This is a genomic window from Wolbachia endosymbiont (group B) of Episyrphus balteatus (genome assembly GCF_947250575.1).
Classification (GTDB): domain Bacteria; phylum Pseudomonadota; class Alphaproteobacteria; order Rickettsiales; family Anaplasmataceae; genus Wolbachia.
The window spans coordinates 819088-841443 of record NZ_OX366325.1 but is presented as its reverse complement, the minus strand read 5'-3'; the positions used below and the strand labels follow the sequence as shown (position 1 = coordinate 841443).

The 22356-nt window shown below is 32.5% G+C and carries 14 protein-coding genes; 7 read left to right on the top strand and 7 right to left on the bottom strand.

What is annotated here, in order from left to right:
• The first annotated feature begins 34 nt into the window (after positions 1 to 34).
• The 4 genes from OOL05_RS03985 to OOL05_RS03970 all read left to right on the top strand — a co-directional run bounded on the left by OOL05_RS03985 (position 35) and on the right by OOL05_RS03970 (position 8677).
• A complete protein-coding gene (locus OOL05_RS03985; protein ID WP_264375890.1) occupies positions 35 to 3247 on the top strand; it encodes an ankyrin repeat domain-containing protein in 3213 nt (1070 codons plus the stop codon).
• A gap of 406 nt (positions 3248 to 3653) precedes the next feature.
• Positions 3654 to 5381: an ankyrin repeat domain-containing protein gene (locus OOL05_RS03980; protein ID WP_264729889.1), complete on the top strand. Its 1728-nt coding sequence runs from the start codon at positions 3654 to 3656 to the stop codon at positions 5379 to 5381.
• 303 nt (positions 5382 to 5684) lie between these two features.
• Entirely contained in the window at positions 5685 to 6908 is a 1224-nt protein-coding gene (locus tag OOL05_RS03975) for an ankyrin repeat domain-containing protein (protein WP_264729887.1), read from the top strand.
• A gap of 476 nt (positions 6909 to 7384) precedes the next feature.
• On the top strand, positions 7385 to 8677 hold the full coding sequence (locus tag OOL05_RS03970; RefSeq protein ID WP_264729885.1) for an ankyrin repeat domain-containing protein: 1293 nt from the start codon (positions 7385 to 7387) through the stop codon (positions 8675 to 8677).
• Positions 8678 to 9175: 498 nt separating this feature from the next.
• Here OOL05_RS03970 and ubiA read toward each other — a convergent pair whose 3' ends face one another.
• The 5 genes from ubiA to OOL05_RS03945 form a co-directional block, all read right to left on the bottom strand.
• Entirely contained in the window at positions 9176 to 10063 is an 888-nt protein-coding gene (gene ubiA, locus OOL05_RS03965) for a 4-hydroxybenzoate octaprenyltransferase (RefSeq protein ID WP_064085718.1), read from the bottom strand.
• Between the two features lie 3 nt (positions 10064 to 10066).
• The gene (locus tag OOL05_RS03960) at positions 10067 to 10417 is read right to left on the bottom strand and encodes a ribosome-binding factor A (RefSeq protein WP_006015187.1); all 351 of its coding nucleotides are present in this window, start codon (positions 10415 to 10417) and stop codon (positions 10067 to 10069) included.
• 9 nt (positions 10418 to 10426) lie between these two features.
• A complete protein-coding gene (infB, locus tag OOL05_RS03955; RefSeq protein ID WP_264729882.1) occupies positions 10427 to 12748 on the bottom strand; it encodes a translation initiation factor IF-2 in 2322 nt (773 codons plus the stop codon).
• 7 nt (positions 12749 to 12755) lie between these two features.
• Positions 12756 to 14309 carry a transcription termination factor NusA gene (gene nusA, locus OOL05_RS03950; RefSeq protein ID WP_010407241.1) on the bottom strand — a complete coding sequence of 518 codons (1554 nt, stop codon included), beginning with the start codon at positions 14307 to 14309 and terminating at the stop codon, positions 12756 to 12758.
• A gap of 87 nt (positions 14310 to 14396) precedes the next feature.
• Positions 14397 to 17471: an efflux RND transporter permease subunit gene (locus OOL05_RS03945; RefSeq protein ID WP_264687126.1), complete on the bottom strand. Its 3075-nt coding sequence runs from the start codon at positions 17469 to 17471 to the stop codon at positions 14397 to 14399.
• 161 nt (positions 17472 to 17632) lie between these two features.
• Here OOL05_RS03945 and OOL05_RS03940 point away from each other — a divergent pair, with 161 nt between their 5' ends.
• Positions 17633 to 18283, top strand: coding sequence for a hypothetical protein (locus tag OOL05_RS03940; protein ID WP_264375631.1), 651 nt, complete (start codon positions 17633 to 17635; stop codon positions 18281 to 18283).
• Between the two features lie 3 nt (positions 18284 to 18286).
• Here OOL05_RS03940 and OOL05_RS03935 read toward each other — a convergent pair whose 3' ends face one another.
• Positions 18287 to 19024, bottom strand: a complete 738-nt coding sequence (locus OOL05_RS03935; protein WP_264375630.1) for a type I glutamate--ammonia ligase — start codon at positions 19022 to 19024, stop codon at positions 18287 to 18289.
• Positions 19025 to 19350: 326 nt separating this feature from the next.
• On the opposite strand from OOL05_RS03935, the gene dnaA reads away from it, so the two are divergent.
• Together dnaA and secF are read left to right on the top strand one after the other, a co-directional pair.
• Positions 19351 to 20733 (top strand): chromosomal replication initiator protein DnaA, encoded by a 1383-nt coding sequence (dnaA, locus tag OOL05_RS03930; RefSeq protein WP_012481713.1) that lies wholly within the window; start codon positions 19351 to 19353, stop codon positions 20731 to 20733.
• Positions 20734 to 20890: 157 nt separating this feature from the next.
• A complete protein-coding gene (gene secF / locus OOL05_RS03925; RefSeq protein ID WP_010401100.1) occupies positions 20891 to 21766 on the top strand; it encodes a protein translocase subunit SecF in 876 nt (291 codons plus the stop codon).
• A 5-nt stretch (positions 21767 to 21771) separates the two neighbouring features.
• Here secF and OOL05_RS03920 read toward each other — a convergent pair whose 3' ends face one another.
• Entirely contained in the window at positions 21772 to 22296 is a 525-nt protein-coding gene (locus tag OOL05_RS03920; RefSeq protein ID WP_264729878.1) for a TIGR02281 family clan AA aspartic protease, read from the bottom strand.
• Positions 22297 to 22356 lie beyond the last annotated feature (60 nt).

The following is a 22356-nucleotide window of genomic DNA, read 5'->3' as shown; positions in this document are numbered from 1 at the left end:
ATCAAAATATGAATATTAAAATATAGGCGGCTTTATGTTAGGTAAAGAAAATATAGGAGAACAAGTAGCAGATAATCAAATGGATTATGTAGATGCTGGATCAGCAATAGTTGATTATGAAAATATATTATCTAGTGAAGAACTTCAGTGTGGACGAAGTCAGGAGAGCCCTAGAGTAACAAGATCTTCATCTATAGGCAGCAGTAGTACATCGACTGATGATGAAGAAATGTTTAGCTGTATAAGCATTACAAGTGATGAAATAGTGAAAAAAGCAACTTTTTTTGTTAAGACTTTTGTTAAAGAATTCGAGGAAAAACTATCTGAATGTTCTAAAGAAGCAAAACCAGGTTCAAAAGTACGTAAAACAGGTAAAGTAGTAGCTAAGGTTGTATCAACTGTGGGTAATTATATTCCACCAAGTGTGGAGAAAGTAGGTACTTCTCAAGTTATGGAGTGTGTGAGTTTTGTTTCTACAAACCAACATAGGAAAAAAGCAAAAATATTTTCTACAATAGTTGCGCCTTCAGAAGGTAACTTAAGAAAGATTTTAATAGAAGCTGGCTTGGAAATTTTTCAAAGTTTTGAGAAGCAATTCACTAAAATTGTGGATACTAATCAGTTGTCTTGTAATAGGGGGATTGAGAAGTTAGCAATGGATACTGTATCCAGAGTAATAAATTACACTACATCTTGCAACGAGAAAGGAGAATTTCCCAATCTTCACATAACTAAAGGTGTTATTTTAGGTAAATCAAAAAGAAAGTACCCGTTTACTACACGTACTGGACATCAAGTAAAAGATAAACAAAGTGGTGAAATGTTGATGACTTCAGAGTTATATGAAAAGGTGGGAATAGAGAAAGCAGAGGGTGAGATTATTAAGTATTATCAATTGAATGAGCATGAAAAATACGGCTATCGGCTTCCCTTTACGTGGGAATTAGAAAATTGGGAAGAGTTAGAACAAAAATATGTACTTAGTGCAACATCTAAAAAAAGAGAGTATGTGCGTATTTTAGATGAGGAAAAAAAGAAAGGATTGGCTAGTAGTATATTAAAAGAGATCAATGAAAACGATTCAGCAAAAAAAAAGGATATACAAGAACTGCGTGAAGAAATCAGAAATTTACGAATACTTCATGAAAAAGAAGGTAAAAATACATTTTCCTTTAATTTGGGCTATTTACCAAAATTCTTTATAAAAAGAGAAGTGATGTTAGATGAATTAAAAAAGAAGTTAGACAGTAAAAATCAAGAAGTGGAAATGTCACGAGTGGTCTTAATTAATGGGAAACATGGAACAGGAAAAAGTGAATTGGCTAAGAACTGCGTATATAGTAAGAAGAATGACTGGAAGAAAATTGCATGGATAGATGCTACAACATATAGTACTCTTTCACAATCATTTCGTAATTTAGCTAAAGAATTAGAAATTCCTACAGAAAATGATAATGATATGGATTTTAATGTTGTTCGAGATAGAGAAATAGAATCTATTGTCCAGGATGTATACCAGTATTTTCGAGACGTAAAAAGTCTTTTCATCTTTGATAACACCAGTAAGTATAAGGAGATCGAAAAATTTTTACCATCCTATTTTCCTAATTTGTTTTTTCATGGAGAAAAGCCTTACGTTTTAATTACTTCTCGTAGCAAGAATTGGGAAAAAGAAATAGAAAAGACACAGTTGAATGATGGATTTTCTCTAGGAGAAGCTATAACATTTATTGAAAGGGCCTTAGGGATAAAAGATAAATTAGAGAATCGCTATCTAGTAGAGTTAGCAGAAGCGTTGAATTATCTACCATTAGCTTTGGTGCAAGGAGCAGCATATATAAAACAAGAAAAGATTAGTATTAGCGAATATCTAAAACGCTATAATGAAGCAATACAAAAATCAAATCCTGATCTTTTGGAAGCATTAGGTATCACCAAAGAATTATTTACAACTTTGAAGCTTAACCTTAATAAAATAAGAAGAGAAAAAAATGTTGGGCAGCAATCGCATGATATTGTATCATATATGGCTTACTTGGATCCCAATCAAATTGATATAGAAGAAATTTTCCTCCAGAAGAAATCAGAAAAAGGTAAGCAACAAGTTTTGGATGCTCTTAATCTACTCAATAAGTTTTCAGTGATTGAGCTAGAGGAGTCAATAGCAAGAGTTCATAAAGGGATACAAAAAACAGTAAGAGTAGAGAAAGAACGAACAGGAATAGAAGAAGAAACTTTAAGAGAAATTATGACATCATTTTGCCTTACGAATCCAAATCACGTTAAGTCTGTTTGGAGTCATGCAAGTAAATATAGTAGATTAGTTAATGAATTTATTGATTCTATTTATGATGGAGGTACTATCTTACATTTGCTAGCCAAAGATGGTAATGAAAAGGTTATTAAGCTGATATTAGAGAAAATATATCCTGATAAATTAAGTAAAGTTATTAATGCTATTGATGAAAAGAATTTTACTTCTTTAGATTATGCTATCATACATGGTCACTTAGGTACTGTTCAGCATCTTGTAAGGAAAGGGGGTGATGTAAATCTAAATAACACAAAAGGTATGAATCCTTTGCACTTTGCTGCCGTATATGGTCACTTAGATATTGCTAAATACCTTGTAGCGCAAGGGGCTATAATAAAATCATTAAACAAAGATAGTATGTGTCCTTTGCACTTTGCTGCTATATATGGTCACTTAGATATTATTAAATACCTTGTAGAGGAAGGAGCTAGTATAAATATAAAGGATAAAAATAACATGCGTCCTTTGCACTTTGCTGTTATATATGGTAGATTGGATATTGTGAAATATCTTGTAGAGAAAAGAGCTAATATAAATCTACGTAGCAAAGAAGGTGAGAGTACTTTGCACTTTGCTGTTATGCATGGTCAGTTAGATATTGTTGAATACCTTATAGAGAAAGGAGCTATTATAGATAGACAAAATGAAAAAAATATGAGTCCTTTGGACTATGTTATTGTATATTCTAACTCAGAAGAAATTATTTATTATCTTGAAGATATGCACTTAGCTCCAGACTTAAAAACACAATCACATAAAAGAAACCTAGAGACATTTGATGAACATACACTACCTAAAAAAAGAAAATTAAAAAATATAAGTGAAGCATTGCAATTTGAAGATAAAAGCACAGTTAACTTAACTCATAGGTCACCTATATCTTCATTTAACAGCGTCTCTGTACAACCTGCAAACAAGGACTTAAGACTATAATTTTACAGTAAGCTATTTAATTTTATGAGGGGAATTTCAAAAAAACAGAGAAATAAAGTAATAAATTGATATAAATTCGCGTAGAACAAGTGGTAGACCAAGATCCCAAAACAAATTCTTCTCTCACTAGCTAATGTTGTTTGCTGGAAATGGTTATATTGTTTAAATTTTTAGCAATATGTAATACTAATTCATTAAAAAATGGAAAAGAAGAATTATGGTAAGAAAAGTTTATGCTTATCTTATAATAAAAGTGCAATAGAAATTTTCCTAAAGAAAGCAAAAATCGCAGAAGTATACAAAAAAAAATATAAGCATTTATAGTACTCAAAAATGTAAGTACAGTAATGTTAAGAACTATTAAGTATTTATGCTGCATAATGTATCTATAGGTTAGAGGTAATTTATGAACAGAAACACACAATCACAGAAAAATATTCAATATAAAATGTTAATAGCGGCTGCTAATTATAAAGCATTTAGGGAAGCTGCTACTGAAGGTAATATTGAAACGTTGAAATTTCTATTGGACAGAGCGAAACTACTAGATTTACAGTGTAAAATGTTGGCAGTTAATGATTATGAAGTATTTAGAGAAGCTGCCGGTAATGATAATGCTGAAGTATTAGAGCTTCTGCTGAATAGAGTAGAATTACCAGAAGAACTACATACAATGTTAGCAGTGAAGAATTATGAAGCATTTAGAGAAGCTGCTGTTGAAAGTAATATTAAAGTATTGGAGCTTCTATTGGACAAAGCAAAATTACTAGATGTACAGTATAAAATGTTGGCAGCTAATAATTATGAAGCATTTAGAGTAGCTGCTTATGCAGGGCACACTGAAGTACTGAAACTCTTATTGAATAGAACAGAATCATCAAATGTACAGCGTGAAATGTTGGCGGCTAATAATTATGAAGCGTTTAGAGTAGCTGCAGATGATGATGGTGATATTGAAACGTTGGAGTTTCTATTGGACAGAGCGAAACTACTAGATTTACAGTGTGAAATGTTGGCGGCTAATAATTACGAAGCGTTTTGGGAAGCTATCAGTGAAGGTAATATTAAAGTGTCGAAGTTGCTCCTGGATAGAGCAGGATCACTAGAAGAACAACATGCAATGTTAGCAGTGGAGAATTATGAAGCATTTAGGGCAGCTGCTGACAGTGGTAATATTAAAACGTTGGAGTTTCTATTGGATAAAGCGAAATTACTAGATGTACAGAGTAAAATATTGGCAGCTAATAATTATGAAGTATTTAGAGTAGCTGCTACCGGTAATGGTAATATTGAAGTGTTGAAACTACTGCTGGATAGAGTAGAATTGCCAGAAGAACGACATAAAATGTTGGTGGCTAATAATTATGAAGCATTTAGAGAAGCTGCTGCTGAAAGTAATATTAAAGCATTGGAGTTTTTATTGGATAGAGCAGGATTGCCAGAAGAACAATATGCAATGTTGGTGGCTAATGCTTGTCAAGCACTCAGAATAGCTGCCAGTGAAGGTAATATTGAAGTGTTGGAGCTACTATTGGATAAAGCAGGATCGCCAGAAAAACGACATGCAATGTTGGCGGCTAATAATTATGAAGCGTTTAGGGTAAATACTGTTCATGTTGACATTAAAGTATTAGAATTTCTATTAGATAAAGTAGGATCGCCAGAAAAACGACATGCAATGTTGGCGGCCAATAATTATGAAGCATTTAGAGAAGCTGCTGCTGAAGTTGATATTGAAGTGTTAGAATTTCTATTAGATAAAGCAGGATCACCAAAAGAACAATATGCAATGTTAGCAGCTTATAATCATAAAATGCTTTCTTCCCATATAATTGAGAGCCATGAATATTCTTCTGAGGAGTTCAAAAGGATGTGTCTTGAAGCTGTGATAAACTATAATAGTAAGGAAATGCTTGATACAGTGAAGTCAAACCTTTTCCCTTCCAGTACCCGTCAAGAAGTAGATGAATCTTATCAAGAGAGAAAGAGAAAATTTGAGGCAATAGAAGATTTATCAAAATCACAGCCAGGACCTTCTGGGTATAAACCACTATCAAGGCATCCTCAAAGAAAAATGTCATGTGTAAATATTGAGCCAGGAAATGGAGAAAGAGAGAAGGTAATGAAATGTTGAGAAAACATTCAAAAAAGTGTGTCAAATCAAAAAATAAATTAATATAAAGAAAAGTTCGTATGTATTGAGTGGTAGACCATAAGATCCAAAAACAAACTCTTCTCACATTTGCTGGTTTTTGTTGCTGAAAGTAGATATATCATTTAAATTCTTAACAAGAAGATATATTAAATTAATAATAATTTATTTAGGAATAGTAAAGAAGAATCGAGTAAACTTATAGCAAGTTTGACTGAATAGTAAAAAATTGACATTTATGATAAATATATTAATATCAAATATTAATATATAAATGAGTAATTTATGAAACAAATAGAACAACAAGAATTATATGAAAATCTCTCTAATGCAGAGAGAGAACTAAATTCCGAGGAATTCATAAGGTTAATAAAAGATAACAAAGTAGATGTTAATGCAAAATACAAACATGGCGAAACTCTTTTACATGTGGCTGCTAACAAGTATAACTGGACAAAGACAGCTAAAATTCTAATAGCAGAAGGTGCTGATGTTAATATAGTAGATTCTTGGAAACAGACTCCTTTACATGTGGCTGCTAAGTATGACCACATAAATATAGCTAAAATTCTAATAGCAGAAGGTGCTGATGTTAATATAGTAGATTATTGGAAACAGACTCCTTTACATGTGGCTGTTGAAAGTAACAGTATAGAAACAGTAAGAGCTTTAATAAAAAGAGGGGCTAATATTTATGTGGAAGATGAGCTTAATAGAATGCCTCTTCACAATGCTGTTAAAAATAGTTCTGCAGAATTAGTAAAAGCTATGATAGAAGAAGGTGTTGATATTAATCGAGTGAATGGAAGTCGCATGACTCCTTCTTTTTACATTAGTGAATATTTAGATGCAGAGACTTGTAAGACTATACTAAGCCACATAGCAAAACTAGAAGCTGCTGGCTTGTATGTGGATTCAAGAAATTTAGAAGAAAAAGATAAACGTATAAGCGCTTCGCGTGAGAGATATAACGATTATTCTCAGCAGCTTCAAAACTGTAAAAAAGAAGTCAAAAAAATTGGAAAAGAAAGTCAGAAACTACATTCCTTTTTGAAAGAAAGTGATATTAATGAACTAATTAGTATGTGGGAAAGGAATTCAGACATAAAGAATCAGATTGATAATCATGATAACCTAAAGAAGCAATATCCAGAATATGCACATATTTTAATTAATAAGGCTGATGAAGTAAAAAAAGAAATTTTCCTTCATAACCATAGACCATTGACTGATGTTTTATCAGAAAATTATAAAGAAGATTTTCAAAAAATGTCATTTGCTGTCATAAAAAACTCTCTTATGTCTCATAATAATGATTATAGTTATATTCAACAAGAAACGGGAGTAACTTTGATTAATTGTTTAGATTTTGAAGATGTGAAAGAAAGGCATGTGCCTAAGCTTAAAGTAAGGGTATTTGCAAAAATGATTGAAAACAAAGGTATAAATAGTCGTCTTGAGTTTTCAAGCACTGAACAAACTCAAGGAGCTAGTCAGTCTCTTAATTAAAGAGGGATACATGGAGACCTGCTGCAAAAACAAAAAGAGGTGTTTCTCACTTGTATAAAGTATTTTTAAACGTGATTTTTTAATATCATAATTACCATAAAAACTAGGGCTTTCCTTTTGCAGCAGTTCTTGAGTTCCAGCAACAGACCAATCCATCCCAAAACGAACTCTTCTCTCACTAGCCGGTTTTAGTTGTTGGAAATGGTTATTTTATTTAAATTTTTAGTAATATATACTATTAAGTCAGTATTAATTCGTTAAGAACTTTCATTAAAGATTATCAAAAAAACTTCTAAATAGGGATTGACAAGTTTTAGAGATGGAGTATTTTATGAAAAGTATATTGAGCTATTAATTTTTTATGTATAATAAATATGATAGTGAAAATATTTTTCTTTATATTATGAGGTAGCTGTTTTATTCAGAAAAAGATTTTTTTCTTACTTTGAAATTGAGTGATTTTTATCGAGGGTTAAATGATTAATGAATTATTTGCTGCTGTACGTAGTGGAGATGCTAATCAAGTTGCGGATCTTATCAATAAAGGGGATGATGTTAATGCCAGGGACAATAGAGGCAATACTCCTCTACATTTAGCTGTTCTTGCAGATAAATTACAGGTAGTAGAAAAGCTTATAGAGAGAGGAGCTGATATTAATGCTAAGAATAATCATGGCGCTACTCCTCTGCATTGGGCTGCTCTTCATGATAATTTACAAGTAGCTGGTCTTTTTATAAATAAGCGTGCTAATGTTAACGCTAAAGATGAGAATGGTTGGACACCTTTGCATACTGCAGCTGCTCGTGGCAATTTGGGTGTAGTTAAGCTCATTCTTGATAAAAGTGATTATGTTGATGCTAGAGGAGCTTTAGCCGTAGCAAATACGCTTAATGAAGAAAACAGCTTAGAAATACGAAACCTTCTAGAAGAAAGAATAAGAAGAAATGAAGAAATCACCCAACATCTTAACTTGCAAGAAGAAAGCAGCTCCCTATCAACACGTGTCCATAATCGCCTCAGTATTGCACAAGAAGATGAAAATTCGTTGCAAAATGATAAGATAGGTCCTGATAAAATAGGAGTTACAAGCGGAACAAGTAAGCCATCTTCATTTATCAATATTTTTGCTTACACTACGGTAGATACTATTAAAGGTATTTTTCAGTTTGTTTCTTCTCCTTTTAAGGCAGCTATAAGTATGGAACCTTCTAAAGCTATTACAGTTCAAGGTATTGATAACAACGGTATACTTCTTTTATTAGATGTATTTATAAGGAAAATCACAGGTCAGAAGTATATTTCCACAGTAGTTCAGTCTATATCACCATTAGAAGCACAGGGCTATGCATTAAATATTATAGAGGAATTTGAGAAAGTAGTAGAGCAAGCTGCATTAAAAAGTGGGATATCAATACATCGGTTAAATATTGATTGTGTAGAAATGCAGAAAGAGGTTACTGCAAAAATCACGGGTGGTAAGTTTAATGACATTTCAGGATTTTTAAACTCATATGTAGAGCAAGCATGCCACGATAGAGAAACAGGTAAGTTAAGTCCAAAGAAGTTTAACAAATTTATGGTTATATTTAATAAGGAACTAGATTTAATAGTAAATCAATCAATAGAGCAGATATTACACAATAGAGATAGTACATTAGAAGTTGAAGAACAGCAAATAAACTTAGAGCCTCAAAGTTATTTAAGTAATACTTCTGTTCAAGGTCATTTAATTCAGGATAGAGGTTTAATAAATCAAGGTAAGGCTTAATTCCTTAGCTTTTTGATTTCATCTAGTAAAAGGTTGGTAATTTGATCTTATAACATCAATGGGCACACCAGCCTTTATTTTGTATGCATTCAAGCAATGTGTGACTATTACGCCACCTAAAAAAATAATCATACACTGTCTTCCATAGAGGAAAATCTTTTGCTCTACTGGCAAATACCTTTCATTATGTATTGTATAACATTAATAATTGCTTATTTTGTGCTTTCTTGGCCACACCTTGTGCAACTCTTGGCTCAAGAAATTTCCATTCTTTGTCACTTACATCACCTGGATATATTTTTTACTGATCCTATCATATTATCTTCCTGATTTCCTTTCAAGATATGTTCTAAAAAGTAGAATCCGTTCAGCAGGGTGACAAAATAAGGTAGAAAAGACAGCCATAGAAATAAATGGTGTCATTCCAATATGATGCTTTCTCTGTCATCCCAGTACTTGACACTGGAATGACAACATTTTTGCTTCGATATTTACACATTAGCCATGCATCTGAACGGATACAAAAGTAGAATTTAGAATTCTATCTAAAAGGATACCGAAAAAGAGCAGGAGTCCTATCTGGGAATTATTTTTAAATATGGACATGCATTGATTAGAATCGTCTGGATTGAAATTTTTGTGTTGGTGGTGAAATATGAATCCTATGGCAAGTAAAGCAATATAAAAGATGTTATTTAATGATGATAGTATACCAGCGTACAACCATGCCATTAAGGATATTAAATAAAATCTTTTCAACCAAGATTTTGTTGTATTGCCAAAATATAATGCAGTAGATTTCATTCCTAATTTCTCATCATCTTTTTTATCTTGATGAGCGTATATAGTATCATAACTAAGCGTCCAAAAGACGCATCCTATATAAAATAGCAAGGATTCTATGCTAATCTGGTTTGTTATTGCTGCTGAACCCATGAGTGATCCCATGTTGAAAGTAAACCCTAAAAACAATTGTGGCCACCAAACGTAACGCTTTAGCAAGGGATAGATAACTATCATGCACATTGAAATTATTCCAAGTATAAGAGTAGTTTTATTGGTTAATAATAAGATTATCAGGGCAATAGACAGTAACAGTGAAAGTAAAGCCAAAGCCTGCTTTATGTTTAATGCACCACTTGCAAGTGGCCTATATTTTGTTCGTTCAACGTGCGCATCTATTTCTCTATCGAAGATATCATTGATTATGCACCCTGCGGGTCTCATTAAAAATGCACCTATAGTAAACAAAACAAGGAGAAAAAGAGCCTGATACGATAGAGAAGTTGAGGCTAAAAGAATGCCGCTTAAGCTAGAAAATAGCACAAGCCATAAACCTGTTAAACTGTGTATTCTCATTAATGAGAAATAATGGTTGAAATACATTAATTAAGTGTGATTATGTAATATTTTGCTTACATTGACAAAATTATCGAATGCTAAATCAGGCTTAAAAACTAACTCAGGTATAAATCGCAAATCAACATAACACAATATAGATTTACGTATTGACCATGCAGATTGGTTCATTTCATTAACAACAGTGCTGATATCATCATTATCATTTTGGATGTTTAATGAAGATAACACAATATATACATCTGCTTTCTTCAAATCTTTGCTTAGCTTTACATCAGATACTACTACTTTTTCATTAAGAACATTACCTTCCATTAAGACTTTTGATATTGCCCTGTGTAATACCGATGCTACTTTTAGGTTTCTAATTTCCTTTTTCATATTCAACTACTATAACGTCCTTTCTTCTTGCACTAATTGATAAGCTTCCAAAATGTCTCCAACTTTAATATCGATATTACCCTCTAGCGATATTCCGCATTCAAAATTTACACCCACTTCTTTAACATCATCTTTAAATCTACGTAGTGCTTTTAACTTTCCTTCATGCACCAATTTGCTGCCACGTACTACCTTAATTAAAGAATCTTTTTTTATAACTCCATCAGTAACATAACATCCGATTATATTACCGGCTTTGGATGCATTAAATATTTGCCTTACAGATGCAGAACCAATACGAACCTCTCGTGTAACAGGCTTTAACATTTTAGTTAGATACATCCTCATGTCTTCAATAAGCTCATATATTATATTGTAAGTATGTATTTCTATACCTTTTTGTTTTGCTAATTCTCTTATTTTTGAATCCACTTTTACATTAAAAGCTAAAATTACTGCGCTTGATGCTTCTGCAAGCAGCACATCTGAATCTGTTACTCCTCCTACTGCTTTGTGTAGAATATTTAATTTCACTTGCTCTTTACCAAGCTTATCAATTGAGCTTGATATTGCTTCAATAGAACCAGTGACATCGCACTTTAAAACTACAGATAGTTCTTCTGTTTCACTATCATTACGACTGAATATATCTAAATTACTGTCGTCTAAATCTTCTTGCTTTTTCTTGATTAATTCTAACCTGTATTCAACAATTTCACGAGCCTGCCTTTCAGAGTTTACAACAACAAATTTATCTCCAGCATTTGGTACACCATTTAAACCAGTAACTTCAACTGGAGTAGAAGGTAGTGACGCTTTTTCTCTTTGACCAAGGTGATTAACCATACTGCGTACTTTGCTGTATGTTGTACCAACTACCAATATGTCACCAATCTTTAATGTCCCTTCTTCAACTATTAATGTAGCTGATATTCCTTTAGCTTTATCTATTTTGGACTCTATTACCCATCCAAGTGCTCGACAATCCTCTATTCCTTCTAGCGTCATTAATTCAGCAATTAATAAAATTGCCTCTTCTAGTTTATCTAAGTTGATTTTCTTTTTTGCTGATACTGGCACAATTATAACATCACCACCAAGTTCTTCGGGGATGAGGTCATACTGAGGCAAACTATTAATTATTCTTTCTACATCGCCAGGTTGTGATTTATCAATTTTATTAATGGCAACTATAATAGAGACATTTGCTGCTTTTGCATGGTTTATTGCTTCAACTGTTTGTTTCATGATTCCATCATCAGCTGCAACTACTATCACAACTATATTAGTAATATTGGCACCACGTGCACGCATTGCAGTAAACGCCTCATGCCCTGGTGTATCAATGAAAGTAATTTTTTGCTTATTTTTTGTCGTTAATTGATAAGCACCTATATGTTGAGTGATGCCACCTGACTCTCTTTCTGCAACATTGGATTCACGAAATGCATCAAGCAATGATGTTTTACCATGATCCACATGTCCCATAAAAGTAACGATAGGTGGTTTTGGTCTTTTAGGTAAGTTTTCTCTGTTGCTTATGAAGAGTAAATTCTTTTCTTTATCAGCATCACTTACTCGTTTAGCCGTATGATTAAATTTTTTTGCTATTTCGCATGCTATATCTGGATCTACTAGATCATCTACTCTATAGCTCTCCCCAACTTCTTCTTTGAGCATTTTTAGCACACTCTTGCTATCTTCTGCCATACGAATAGATAACTCCCTGATAGTTATTTTGTCTGGTATAATAACTTCTCTTGCTATATTTTTACCCTTAGTAAACTTTGATTGTTTACTTCTTATACCAAATTTTTGCTTAAATACAGGGAGGTGTTCATTTCTTTCATCTATTGCCTGTGTAATTACTAGCTTAGAATGCTTAGAGTATATATCTTTGCTAGCTTTAAAAGACTTTTTATCATTGTTCTCATATTCAATACTATCTTCTTTTTGTTCAACTGAGTTAGTATTACTTAAAACTTCCTTATTTATTTCTTTAGGTACAGAGTGTGATTCATTTTTATCTTCAGCTTCTTGATTGCTTTCTTCTTTTTTTATTTTCTCTTCTTGTTCTCTCTGATTCCTTTCTTTCAGCAAAGTAGCATTCTGTACAGCATTAATGCGGGAAATTTGTTCTTTTTCAGTTAAAGAGCCTAATTTACTCTCGTCAAATAAACTATATTCTTCTGCAGAATGAATTTTTCTTCTTTTTTTTACTATTGTAGTACCAGTACTTTGACTATCTAAAGAGTTTAAATTAATGTCTAATTTAAGCTTGCTTAAGCCTTGTAGGGTTAATTTTTTATTACTGATATCTTCATTATTCATATTGTTTTTATATTAATCCAAGCTTTTTACGTGCTTCTATGATTATTAAATCTGCTGTATCTTTTAGATTGTCTTTATTATTAGTTGAGGAAGAGAGTATGCTACAAAACTCATAATTTGATAAATCTGCTATGTCCTCTAAAGTTTTAATATTATGTTTACTAAGAGCAATTTTATTATCTATTGATAAGGCTAAGTTGATTACATCGTCTTCCATACCTAAATTTTTTAGCTCTTCTATTTTTCTATCATTCTCTGCTTTCAGGTAATTATTTGCTCTATTATGAAGTTCATTTGCAATATCTTCATTGAAGCCCTCTATTGAAGCAAGTTCCTTAATTGAAGTGTTAGATATATCTTCTACACTTGAAAAACCTTCTGTTACCAATAATTGGCCCATAATCTCTTCTAAGTTTAAAGCTTCAGCAAATAAAACTGAACATTGACTAAATTCTTTGTTTCTTCTTTCTGATTCTTGCTGAGTGCTTAATATCTCAATTTTCCATCCAACAAGCTCTGAAGCTAATCTTACATTCTGACCCTTTTTTCCTATAGCTAAACTCAATTGATCTTCAGCAACTATTAACTCTATACAATTTTCATTTTCGTCAATAATGACCTTTGATACTTCTGCAGGAGTAATGGCTTTAATAACAAATTGACCCAAATCTGATGAGTAATGTATGACGTCGATTTTTTCACCGTTTAATTCGTGTATAATAGTTTTTATTCTATCTCCTTTAACTCCAACGCAAGCACCTACTGGATCGATATTCTTATCAGATGAAAAAACAGCAACTTTAGATCTTGAACCAGCGTCTCTAGCTATACCTTTAATTGTTATCAATCCGTCAGCAACTTCTGGTACTTCTTGATTCAACAATGCCTCTAAAAAGCCTTCATGAGTCCTAGAAAGAATGATTTGACGTCCGTCGTCAGAGCGCTTAACAGCCTGTATGTAAGCTTTAACCTTATCGCCTTCACGAAATGACTCACCACCAATTAAGTTTCGTAAAGGGAGGTATGCTCCAATTCCGTTTATGTCTATAATAAGATCTGAATATTCTACTTGTTTAACGATGCCATACCTCATTTCTCCTACCTTATCTTTAAATTCCTCATATTGCTTTTTTAACTCTTCATTTTTGATTATTTCAGAAATCTTTTGCTGGGCAATTCTTGCTGAAACAAGATCAGTGTTAAGAGAAATCAACTCACTAATAGTATCTCCAACTTTTGCATCTTCTTTTATTAACTTAGCTTGTGTCAACTTAATTAAGTCACACTCATTTTCATTTGATTCATCATTAATGACTTTTAGTTGTCTATATGAGGTAACTTTGCCTGTGTTTCTATCTATATTAACTACAATTTTACTTTTGCTACCATACTTTTGTTGAGCTACTGCTTCGATAGCACTTTTAAGTGCATTTATTATAATATTAAAATCCAAACCTTTTTGAAGTGAGAGCTCTCCCGCTGTTTTTATTACATCAAGGCTTCCAACTATGTTATTCTTGTTGCTTTTCTGCTTAACACTGCTTTTACGATTAGCAATCATATAAATAAATCCAATTTAATTAGTTATAATTATAGCTTCAACAGGTAAAGAACGCTATCTTAAATGTTAAATGATTGCTAATTTAAGTCAAGTTTTTTCATGTCTTTGTATGACAAGCAACGCCGGAGTAAAGAGTAAAGTTAAGACCGTTGCAGCCAATATTCCACTTGCTATGGTTGCTGAAATATCAACCCACCACTGGCTTGATGGAGCATCATATGTGATTTGTAGCGTAAAAAAACTGATATTTAACCTAGTAATCATAGGTATTAAACCAAGAACTGTAGTTGCAACGGTAAGTAGTATTGGCCTGATGCGAGAAATTGAAGCGTTTATTATACATTGCTTAATGTTATTTTTGCGCACCTTAATTTGCTGATGAAAGGCATCAAGCAATAGTATATTATTATTCACTATAATTCCTGCTAAAGCAATTATCCCCACTCCACACATGACAACTACAAAAACTTTCTGAATAAGAAAGAAAATGAAAAATACACATGTTGTTGATAAAAACACTGCTGTCATTACGATAAATGTATAGTATATGTTGTTAAACTGTGCCACTAGCACCAATATCATCAATGTAATTGCTAATATAAAAGCCTTTAATAAAAATGCTCCTGATTTTTGTTGATCTTCCTTATCACCTTTGAAATCAATCTTTACTCCTTTACTACAGTCTTGAGTAATCGAATTTTGAATGAACTTAACTCTTTCATCAACAAGATAGCCAGTATCAACGTCAGCAGAGATTGTTACTGTGCGTGATCCATCAATCCTACTTAGTTTATTTGCCTTTTTTTCGGGAACGTATTTCACTATGCTACTCATAGAATATGGTCCATTTGCTGTATTAATAAAAAGGTTATCTATAGTTTTCATGTTGCGATTCTTTCTGGGAAAGCGTAGTACAATATCAATTTCTTCATCTGCGTTATTTGGTCTATATTTTCCAATTAATACTCCATTTGTAACCATCTTTATAAAATCACCGATGGTTGCAACACTTACTCCAGAGCTTGTAGCCTTACTCTTATCAATACTCATATTCCACTCTATTTCAGGTGCTGATCTACTATCTTGAATATTTATAAATCCAGATGAAGGTTGGTCCATAATTTTTAGGATTTTCTCTGCTACTGAATTCAAGTTGGATGCACTTCCGCTTAAGTTAATTTGTATTGGCTTGTCAGCTGATGGTCCTGACTTTTGTTCCTGTACATCAATTATTACTCCTTTTATGTTTTGTACACTACTCCTTATATCATTTAGTATTTGCGTAGCTTTGCGCCTGCAGCGCCAATCTACAAGTTCCAATTGAATTTTGGCAATAACGTTGTCTGAAAATTTTCCTGATCGAGCATAAAAAACATAAATTTCCTTTTCAACACCCAAAATACGTTCTTCTACTTTCTTAAGTATCAAATCTCGTTCTTTGGCTGATAAGCTTTCTTTTACTTTAACGCTGATTAAAATGTTATCTGAATCTACATTCGGAAAGAACTTTAATCCAGGACCAAAAGTAAAATATAATATACTAGACAAAAATAAAACAAACACAACAACACATACAAATTTTTTGGGGTGATCTAAGACTTTCTCTAACATACGTACATAAGTTCTTATTATAAGCCCAGTATTTTTTATCTCACCACTTTCTATAGCACTCATTCTTATTATTTCTTTTTTTGAAGTTATGGAAGGTTTACCAAATATTGCACCAAGTGTTGGTATAAAAACCAAAGCCATAATTAGCGATCCAGTTAAAGTTAGAATTATTGTAATTGGTATGTACTGCATAAATTTACCGACTGTATCGGGCCAGAGTAACAGAGGGAAAAACACTGCTAATTTAGTCAATGTTGATGATAAAACTGGATAAAACATATCATGAACTGAGGTGCAAAAGGCTTCTACTTTATCCATGCCACAAATCATCTTTCTATCAGCATATTCGCTGATTACAATTGCATCATCAACCAGCATGCCAACTGCCATAATTAAACTGAAGAGCACAACTATATTTAGAGTAATACCCATGAGGTAAAGAGCCATTATTCCTATTAGAAAGGAGCCAGGTATTGATAGTGCAACAAGAATAGCAGCCCTTGTTCCCATAAAGAGCATTATTATGGTTAATATTAGTAATACGGCAAATATTATACCATTTTCCAAGTCGTCAAGCACATCACGTACATTTTTTGACTGGTCATTCAAATAAACTACTTTTAAATTTTCAGGTAATTGATCTTTTGCTTTGTCCATTAAGTATTTTACTTGATTTACCGTGTCTATTATGTTTTTTCCATTACGTTTTGAAATTTCTAGTACAATGCTAGGTAGTCCATTAATACGAGCAAATCCTTGGTGATCCTCAAACCCAAGGTATACTTTTGCTATATCTTTGATTCTCAAAACTGCATCACTTTGAGATCTAATAGGAATATTCATAATATCTTCTATGTCTTTTAATAACCCTGATATTTTAATCGAATATTTACCGGTATCATTTTCTAGTGATCCGGCTCCTACCAATCTGTTGTTGTTTGATATAGCTTGAAATATCTCATTTGATTGAATGTTATATTTTGTTAGAACTGTGGGCTCAATTATAACTTCCACTGTTTCTTTACGCATACCTGCTACTTCAACTTTAAGAACATTTGGCAGAGATTCTATTTCTTTCTTTAGTTTGCGTGCTATTTCAGTTAAAGTTCTTTCCGGCAAATTACCAATCAAGCCAACGTTTAGTATCGGAAATAAGCTCAAGTCTATTTCATTGATTATCGGAGATTCTGCTTCAATAGGTAATTTTGATTTTATGTTTAAAAGCTTTGAACGGACATTATCGAGCACTTCTTTATTATTATACTCTGTTCTAAATTCGATTATCATGTGAGCACCATCATTAGTTGCAAAAGCTCTCAATTCTTTTACACCTTCGATGGATCTTAGTTCATTTTCTATAGGAAGCACTAATAGCTTTTCACTATCCTCGACAGAAATACCAGGAAACCCGACAAATACACTAATTATAGGAATCTGTATATCAGGATTGCTTTCTCTTGGCATCTTTATATAAGTGTATGAGCCGAAGGTAAAAATCACGATAAGCAATAATATTACTGTTCTATTCCTCTCTACAAGTAAGCTTTTCATGCCAAACATTATACGTATTTATATCATATTATAGCTAAGATAAATTATATATTAATTAATCCTCATATAGCTTTATGTAAATGATTAAAATTTTTACAGTTTTGCAAGCGTAAGAAAATTTCTATATAATATGACTTTAGTATGGTATTTGAGGGATTATTATGGTAGCAGTTTTAAGTGTGATAGAAGGCAAGAATAAAGTGATCATATCTGGCTTGGTTGGTGTTTCATCAACTTTAGTATTTTTAACAGTGATTCACATTGCTGCAAAGATAGCCATTATAGTTACTGCTGCTGCAGTTACTTACGCATTACTTTCATTGCTTAATAAAGCAGGAGCTAAGTCTGTTAAAACTGATGATATGTCAGAAGATGAAGGGTATAGCAGTGTTGATGAAGGTGAAGAAAAAGATACCGTAAAAGAACCAAAAAGAACTGAAACTGAGCTAGAAGAAGAATTAAAAAATAAAAGAGCAGAAGAAGAAATGAAAAATGGACTACCTAAACATATGGATTTCAAAGGTAATTCACTTTCTAAAAGTGCTGATACTACAGATAGTCATTTCGTTTCTAGTGCTACAAATATTGTTATGGAACCTTTACCTAAACACATGGATGCACTTGGTAATCCACTTCCTGAGCAGCCACCGAGCAACCTTACCAATATAGGGCTTGGATCATCTAAAAGTACGCAGAAACTATCTGCTGCAGACTTGCTATTACAGTATGGGAATGTAAATAATGATGTGAGGAAAGTGCTAGAATGGCCAATTACCTCAAAGGAGTTTAATGGGTTAGGGTTTAACAGGTAGTTGCTATATCAAACTCTCCATCTTATATTGAGGATCAGATGCAATGCCATACACTCTATTTGGCGGAGCAATTTTGTTCTCTATACCAAAAACTATACCTTCAATTATTGCTGTGAGTACTTTTTCAAGGTTACAATCTGCTCCAGGAACACGGTGCTCTAGGCGGCATCTTTTGGAATCGTTGCCAAAATAGGGAATTCTTATCGCAGCAGTTCTGTTATTCACTCCCCAACTAATCGTAGTTGGAGTATGAATATCTGGGTACTGAAATCTTAAATATGAATCATCATTTGGAGCAAAAAACAACATATGTTTTTTCATCATTGCACATAATCCACCTATGCTGTGAATCAGGTGGTCACTATATTTTTGCTTATTGCCATAAAATAAGTTATTATTATTTGAATCCATGAGGCTAACATGTACATTTAGTGCGCTGCCTGCTCTATCCAAATAAGGTTTTGCTTTAAAAGAAACATTACCATCGAACTCTTTTGCTGTTCCAATCAGTAATTTTTTTACTAACTCAAAATGCATAATTAAATTATCAGGACTCGTATAACAATCACTTTTTATCTCGTATTGGTTTAAAGAACTCTCTTTCTCACAAAAAAATCCAAGAGAAGCTATTTTATTTTTGATGCTATTCAGAAATAAATATTCTTTTTTTATTCCCTCAGTGTAAAACTCCAGTTCAATACCGAATACAGTATTATGACTCAAATTACTTAATATAATCACAAATTTACTTCAATAAATTTATACTAAATCAACTATATTTATACAAGTACTTTACTTATTTATCAGTAAATTTAATATCTTATTTATACATAATATATTACTATTTTTTAATAACATACTTCTAATCCTCGGTACAAGAGACATTTACAAATTGATTGTTTTTATTTCAAAAAAATGATCAATTTTAGTGCTTTTATACTCTTTACAACTCGTCAAAAAATCCTCATAATTTTAGATATGTATTAAGTAGTGTTAGCTTTTTATCTTACAGTAAGCTATTGATTATCTTGCATCTTTCTGATTATTGTTCTTTCTTGGTGTGGTATATGAACTTAACTAACCCTAAGGTTTCTACTATGTTTTTTGATCAGATTATTACAGTAACGGACCACAATGTTACTTGGGAAAAAATCCAAAATTATCTCCATAATCTCTATGGAGAAGCAACGTATAACAGCTGGCTGAGTTCACTAAGATTTATCAGCAACAGAAATGGAGAAGTTTTGTTGTCTGTACCAACAAGATTTATAAAGGAGTGGATTACAGTTCACTACATGGAAAAAATATTGTCATTATGGCAAAGCGAAGATCAAAGTGTATGTTCTATTGATATTCAATTAATTGAAGAAAGAAATTCAAATTCTAATACGATACTAAAAAATAGAGAGGAAAATAATCATAATCTTGGTTCACCACTAGATACCAGATTCACTTTTGATAATTTTGTGGTAGGAAAGTCAAATGAGTTAGCATTTACAGCGGCAAAGCGTGTAGCGGAATCTATAGATCCAATATCAGGAAGCAACCCTTTATTTCTATATGGTGGAGTGGGACTTGGTAAAACACATTTAATGCATGCTATAGCTTGGGACATAGTTAATTCTCCGTCAGCAAAAAGAAAAGTGGTATATTTATCAGCAGAGAAATTTATGTATCAATATATTACGGCGCTGCGGAGCAAAGATATTATGTTATTTAAAGAGCAATTTAGATCAGTAGATGTATTGATGGTAGATGATGTGCAATTTATCAGTGGTAAAGATAGTACACAAGAAGAATTTTTTCACACTTTCAATGCATTGATAGACCAAAATAAACAATTGGTTATATCAGCTGATAGGTCTCCTAGTGATCTTGATGGAGTAGAAGAAAGAATAAAATCACGACTTGGTTGGGGATTAGTTGCAGATATTAATGAAACGACTTTTGAATTAAGACTTGGTATATTGCAGGCGAAAGTGGAACGAATGAATATGTATGTTCCAAAGGATGTCCTAGAATTTTTGGCAAGGAATATAAAATCCAATATAAGAGAACTAGAAGGAGCATTAAATAAGGTTGCTCATACCTCTTTAATTGGAAGAAGCATGACAGTAGAATCAGCTAGTGAGACCCTAATTGATCTTCTTAGGTCAAATCATAGGTCAATCACAATAGAAGAAATACAGAAAAAAATAGCTGAATTTTTCAATATAAAGATTGCAGATATGCAATCTAATAGAAGGCTCCGCAGTCTTGCGAGGCCGAGACAAATAGCTATGTATTTCGCAAAGAAGTTTACGCAAAAAAGTTTACCAGATATTGGAAGAAATTTTGGTGGTAGAGATCATGCTACTGTTATACACGCAGTCAAACAAGTGGAAAATTTCATAAGAACTGACCCAAAATTTGCTGATGAAATCAATCGATTAAAAAAGATGTTTAAGTAGCACTTTATTAATGACAACCAGGCTGTTTTCATTTTTTTGATCAAATATCTTTTTCAAGTAGATTAAGTAAATCAAAGATCATTATTAGTATAAGCTAAGAGAAAATAGCTAGTAGATTGCTTAAAAAGTATATAAAATCACAATTTAAGTAGGAAATATGGCAATTAGACTTATTCCAGATAATCTTGATATAAAATTTAGTAAATATAGAAATTTGACAGCACTTGTTAGCGTTATTCTTATCATTTTTTCAATGCTTACTTTTATGCTGCGAGGAATGAATTTGGGTATAGACTTTACAGGTGGAATTTTGATAGAGATAAAATCTTCAAGCAAGGATGATGCTATTCTCGGTATATTAAAAGAGAGTGGATTTACGATACAGAGTTCAAAAGCTGGTGATAACTTAGTTGTGCGGTTTAAAGATGAGGGAGATGAAGATAAAATTAAAAAGGTTAAAAGTATATTAGAGAGCAAATTAGGTAATTTAGTAACTTATCGCAAAATAGATTATGTTGGTCCACAAATAGGCTCAACGCAGATATTTGAAGGGATATCAGCCATGTTAATTGCAATTATTGGAATATTTTTTTATGTTTGGCTTAGATTTAACTGGCAGTGTGGACTTGGTGGAATAATGGCACTGATCCATGATGTGATTTTAACTCTTGGCTTTATCAGTTTAACGAGTATTGAGTTTAATATTTCATCAGTTGCAGCTCTCCTTACCGTAATTGGCTACTCAATCAATAACTCAGTGGTTATATATGATCGGATTCGAGAGTATCAAAAAAGTGGAAAAAATGCAAAAATAGGTGAAGTAGTTGATGCCAGCATTAATTCGACGCTATTTCGCACTATGTTAACTTCAGGTACTACTCTTCTTGCCGCTCTTCCTTTAGTGCTGATTTGTACAGGTGTGGTCAGAGACTTCTGCTTAATCATTTCTTTTGGCATTGCAATCGGCACCTGTTCCGCAATATTTATCTCTGCTCCTATATTGACCTGCAGAGCGTTGATAAGTAGAGTATAGAACGTTTAACTACGATATAATATTAGCTTGTTATCCCTAATAGTGAAATGAAAATATCTCAAAAAGCTCATACCAAGTAATGAATGGGACATAGAGTGAGTATTAACACTAGCGTGCACATCATTAATTAAAAAATTTCCTATTTTAACTTGAGGTATTTGAACCACTCCAGCTTTTATTTGACCTTTTGCAGTTTCATATATTTTAAAGTCTTGAATGTTTTGTAAGTTAATACCAGCATGTAACGCATCTTTTTGCGATAGAACAATATTAGTTGCTCCGGTATCAAGCAAAAACGTTATATTACGATCATTGACTTGAGCTTGAATATAAAAATGTCCATCGTATGACTTTGTAAATTCGATACTTCCGCCATTTTGAACCCTTCCTTTGTACGGTAGAAAAGTGCTCAGAAACCTATTGCTTAGTTTATCCCCTTGTGAATCAATAAACATTGCAGTAATGACTATTATCAGTAGCCAAATAACTAGATTTTTTGCTGCATTCATATTATTAAAATTTGAAGCCATAAGAGTAAATTTTTAAGATTAGCGTTAAAAGCTATTATTAAAAATAAGTAAATTTTATTG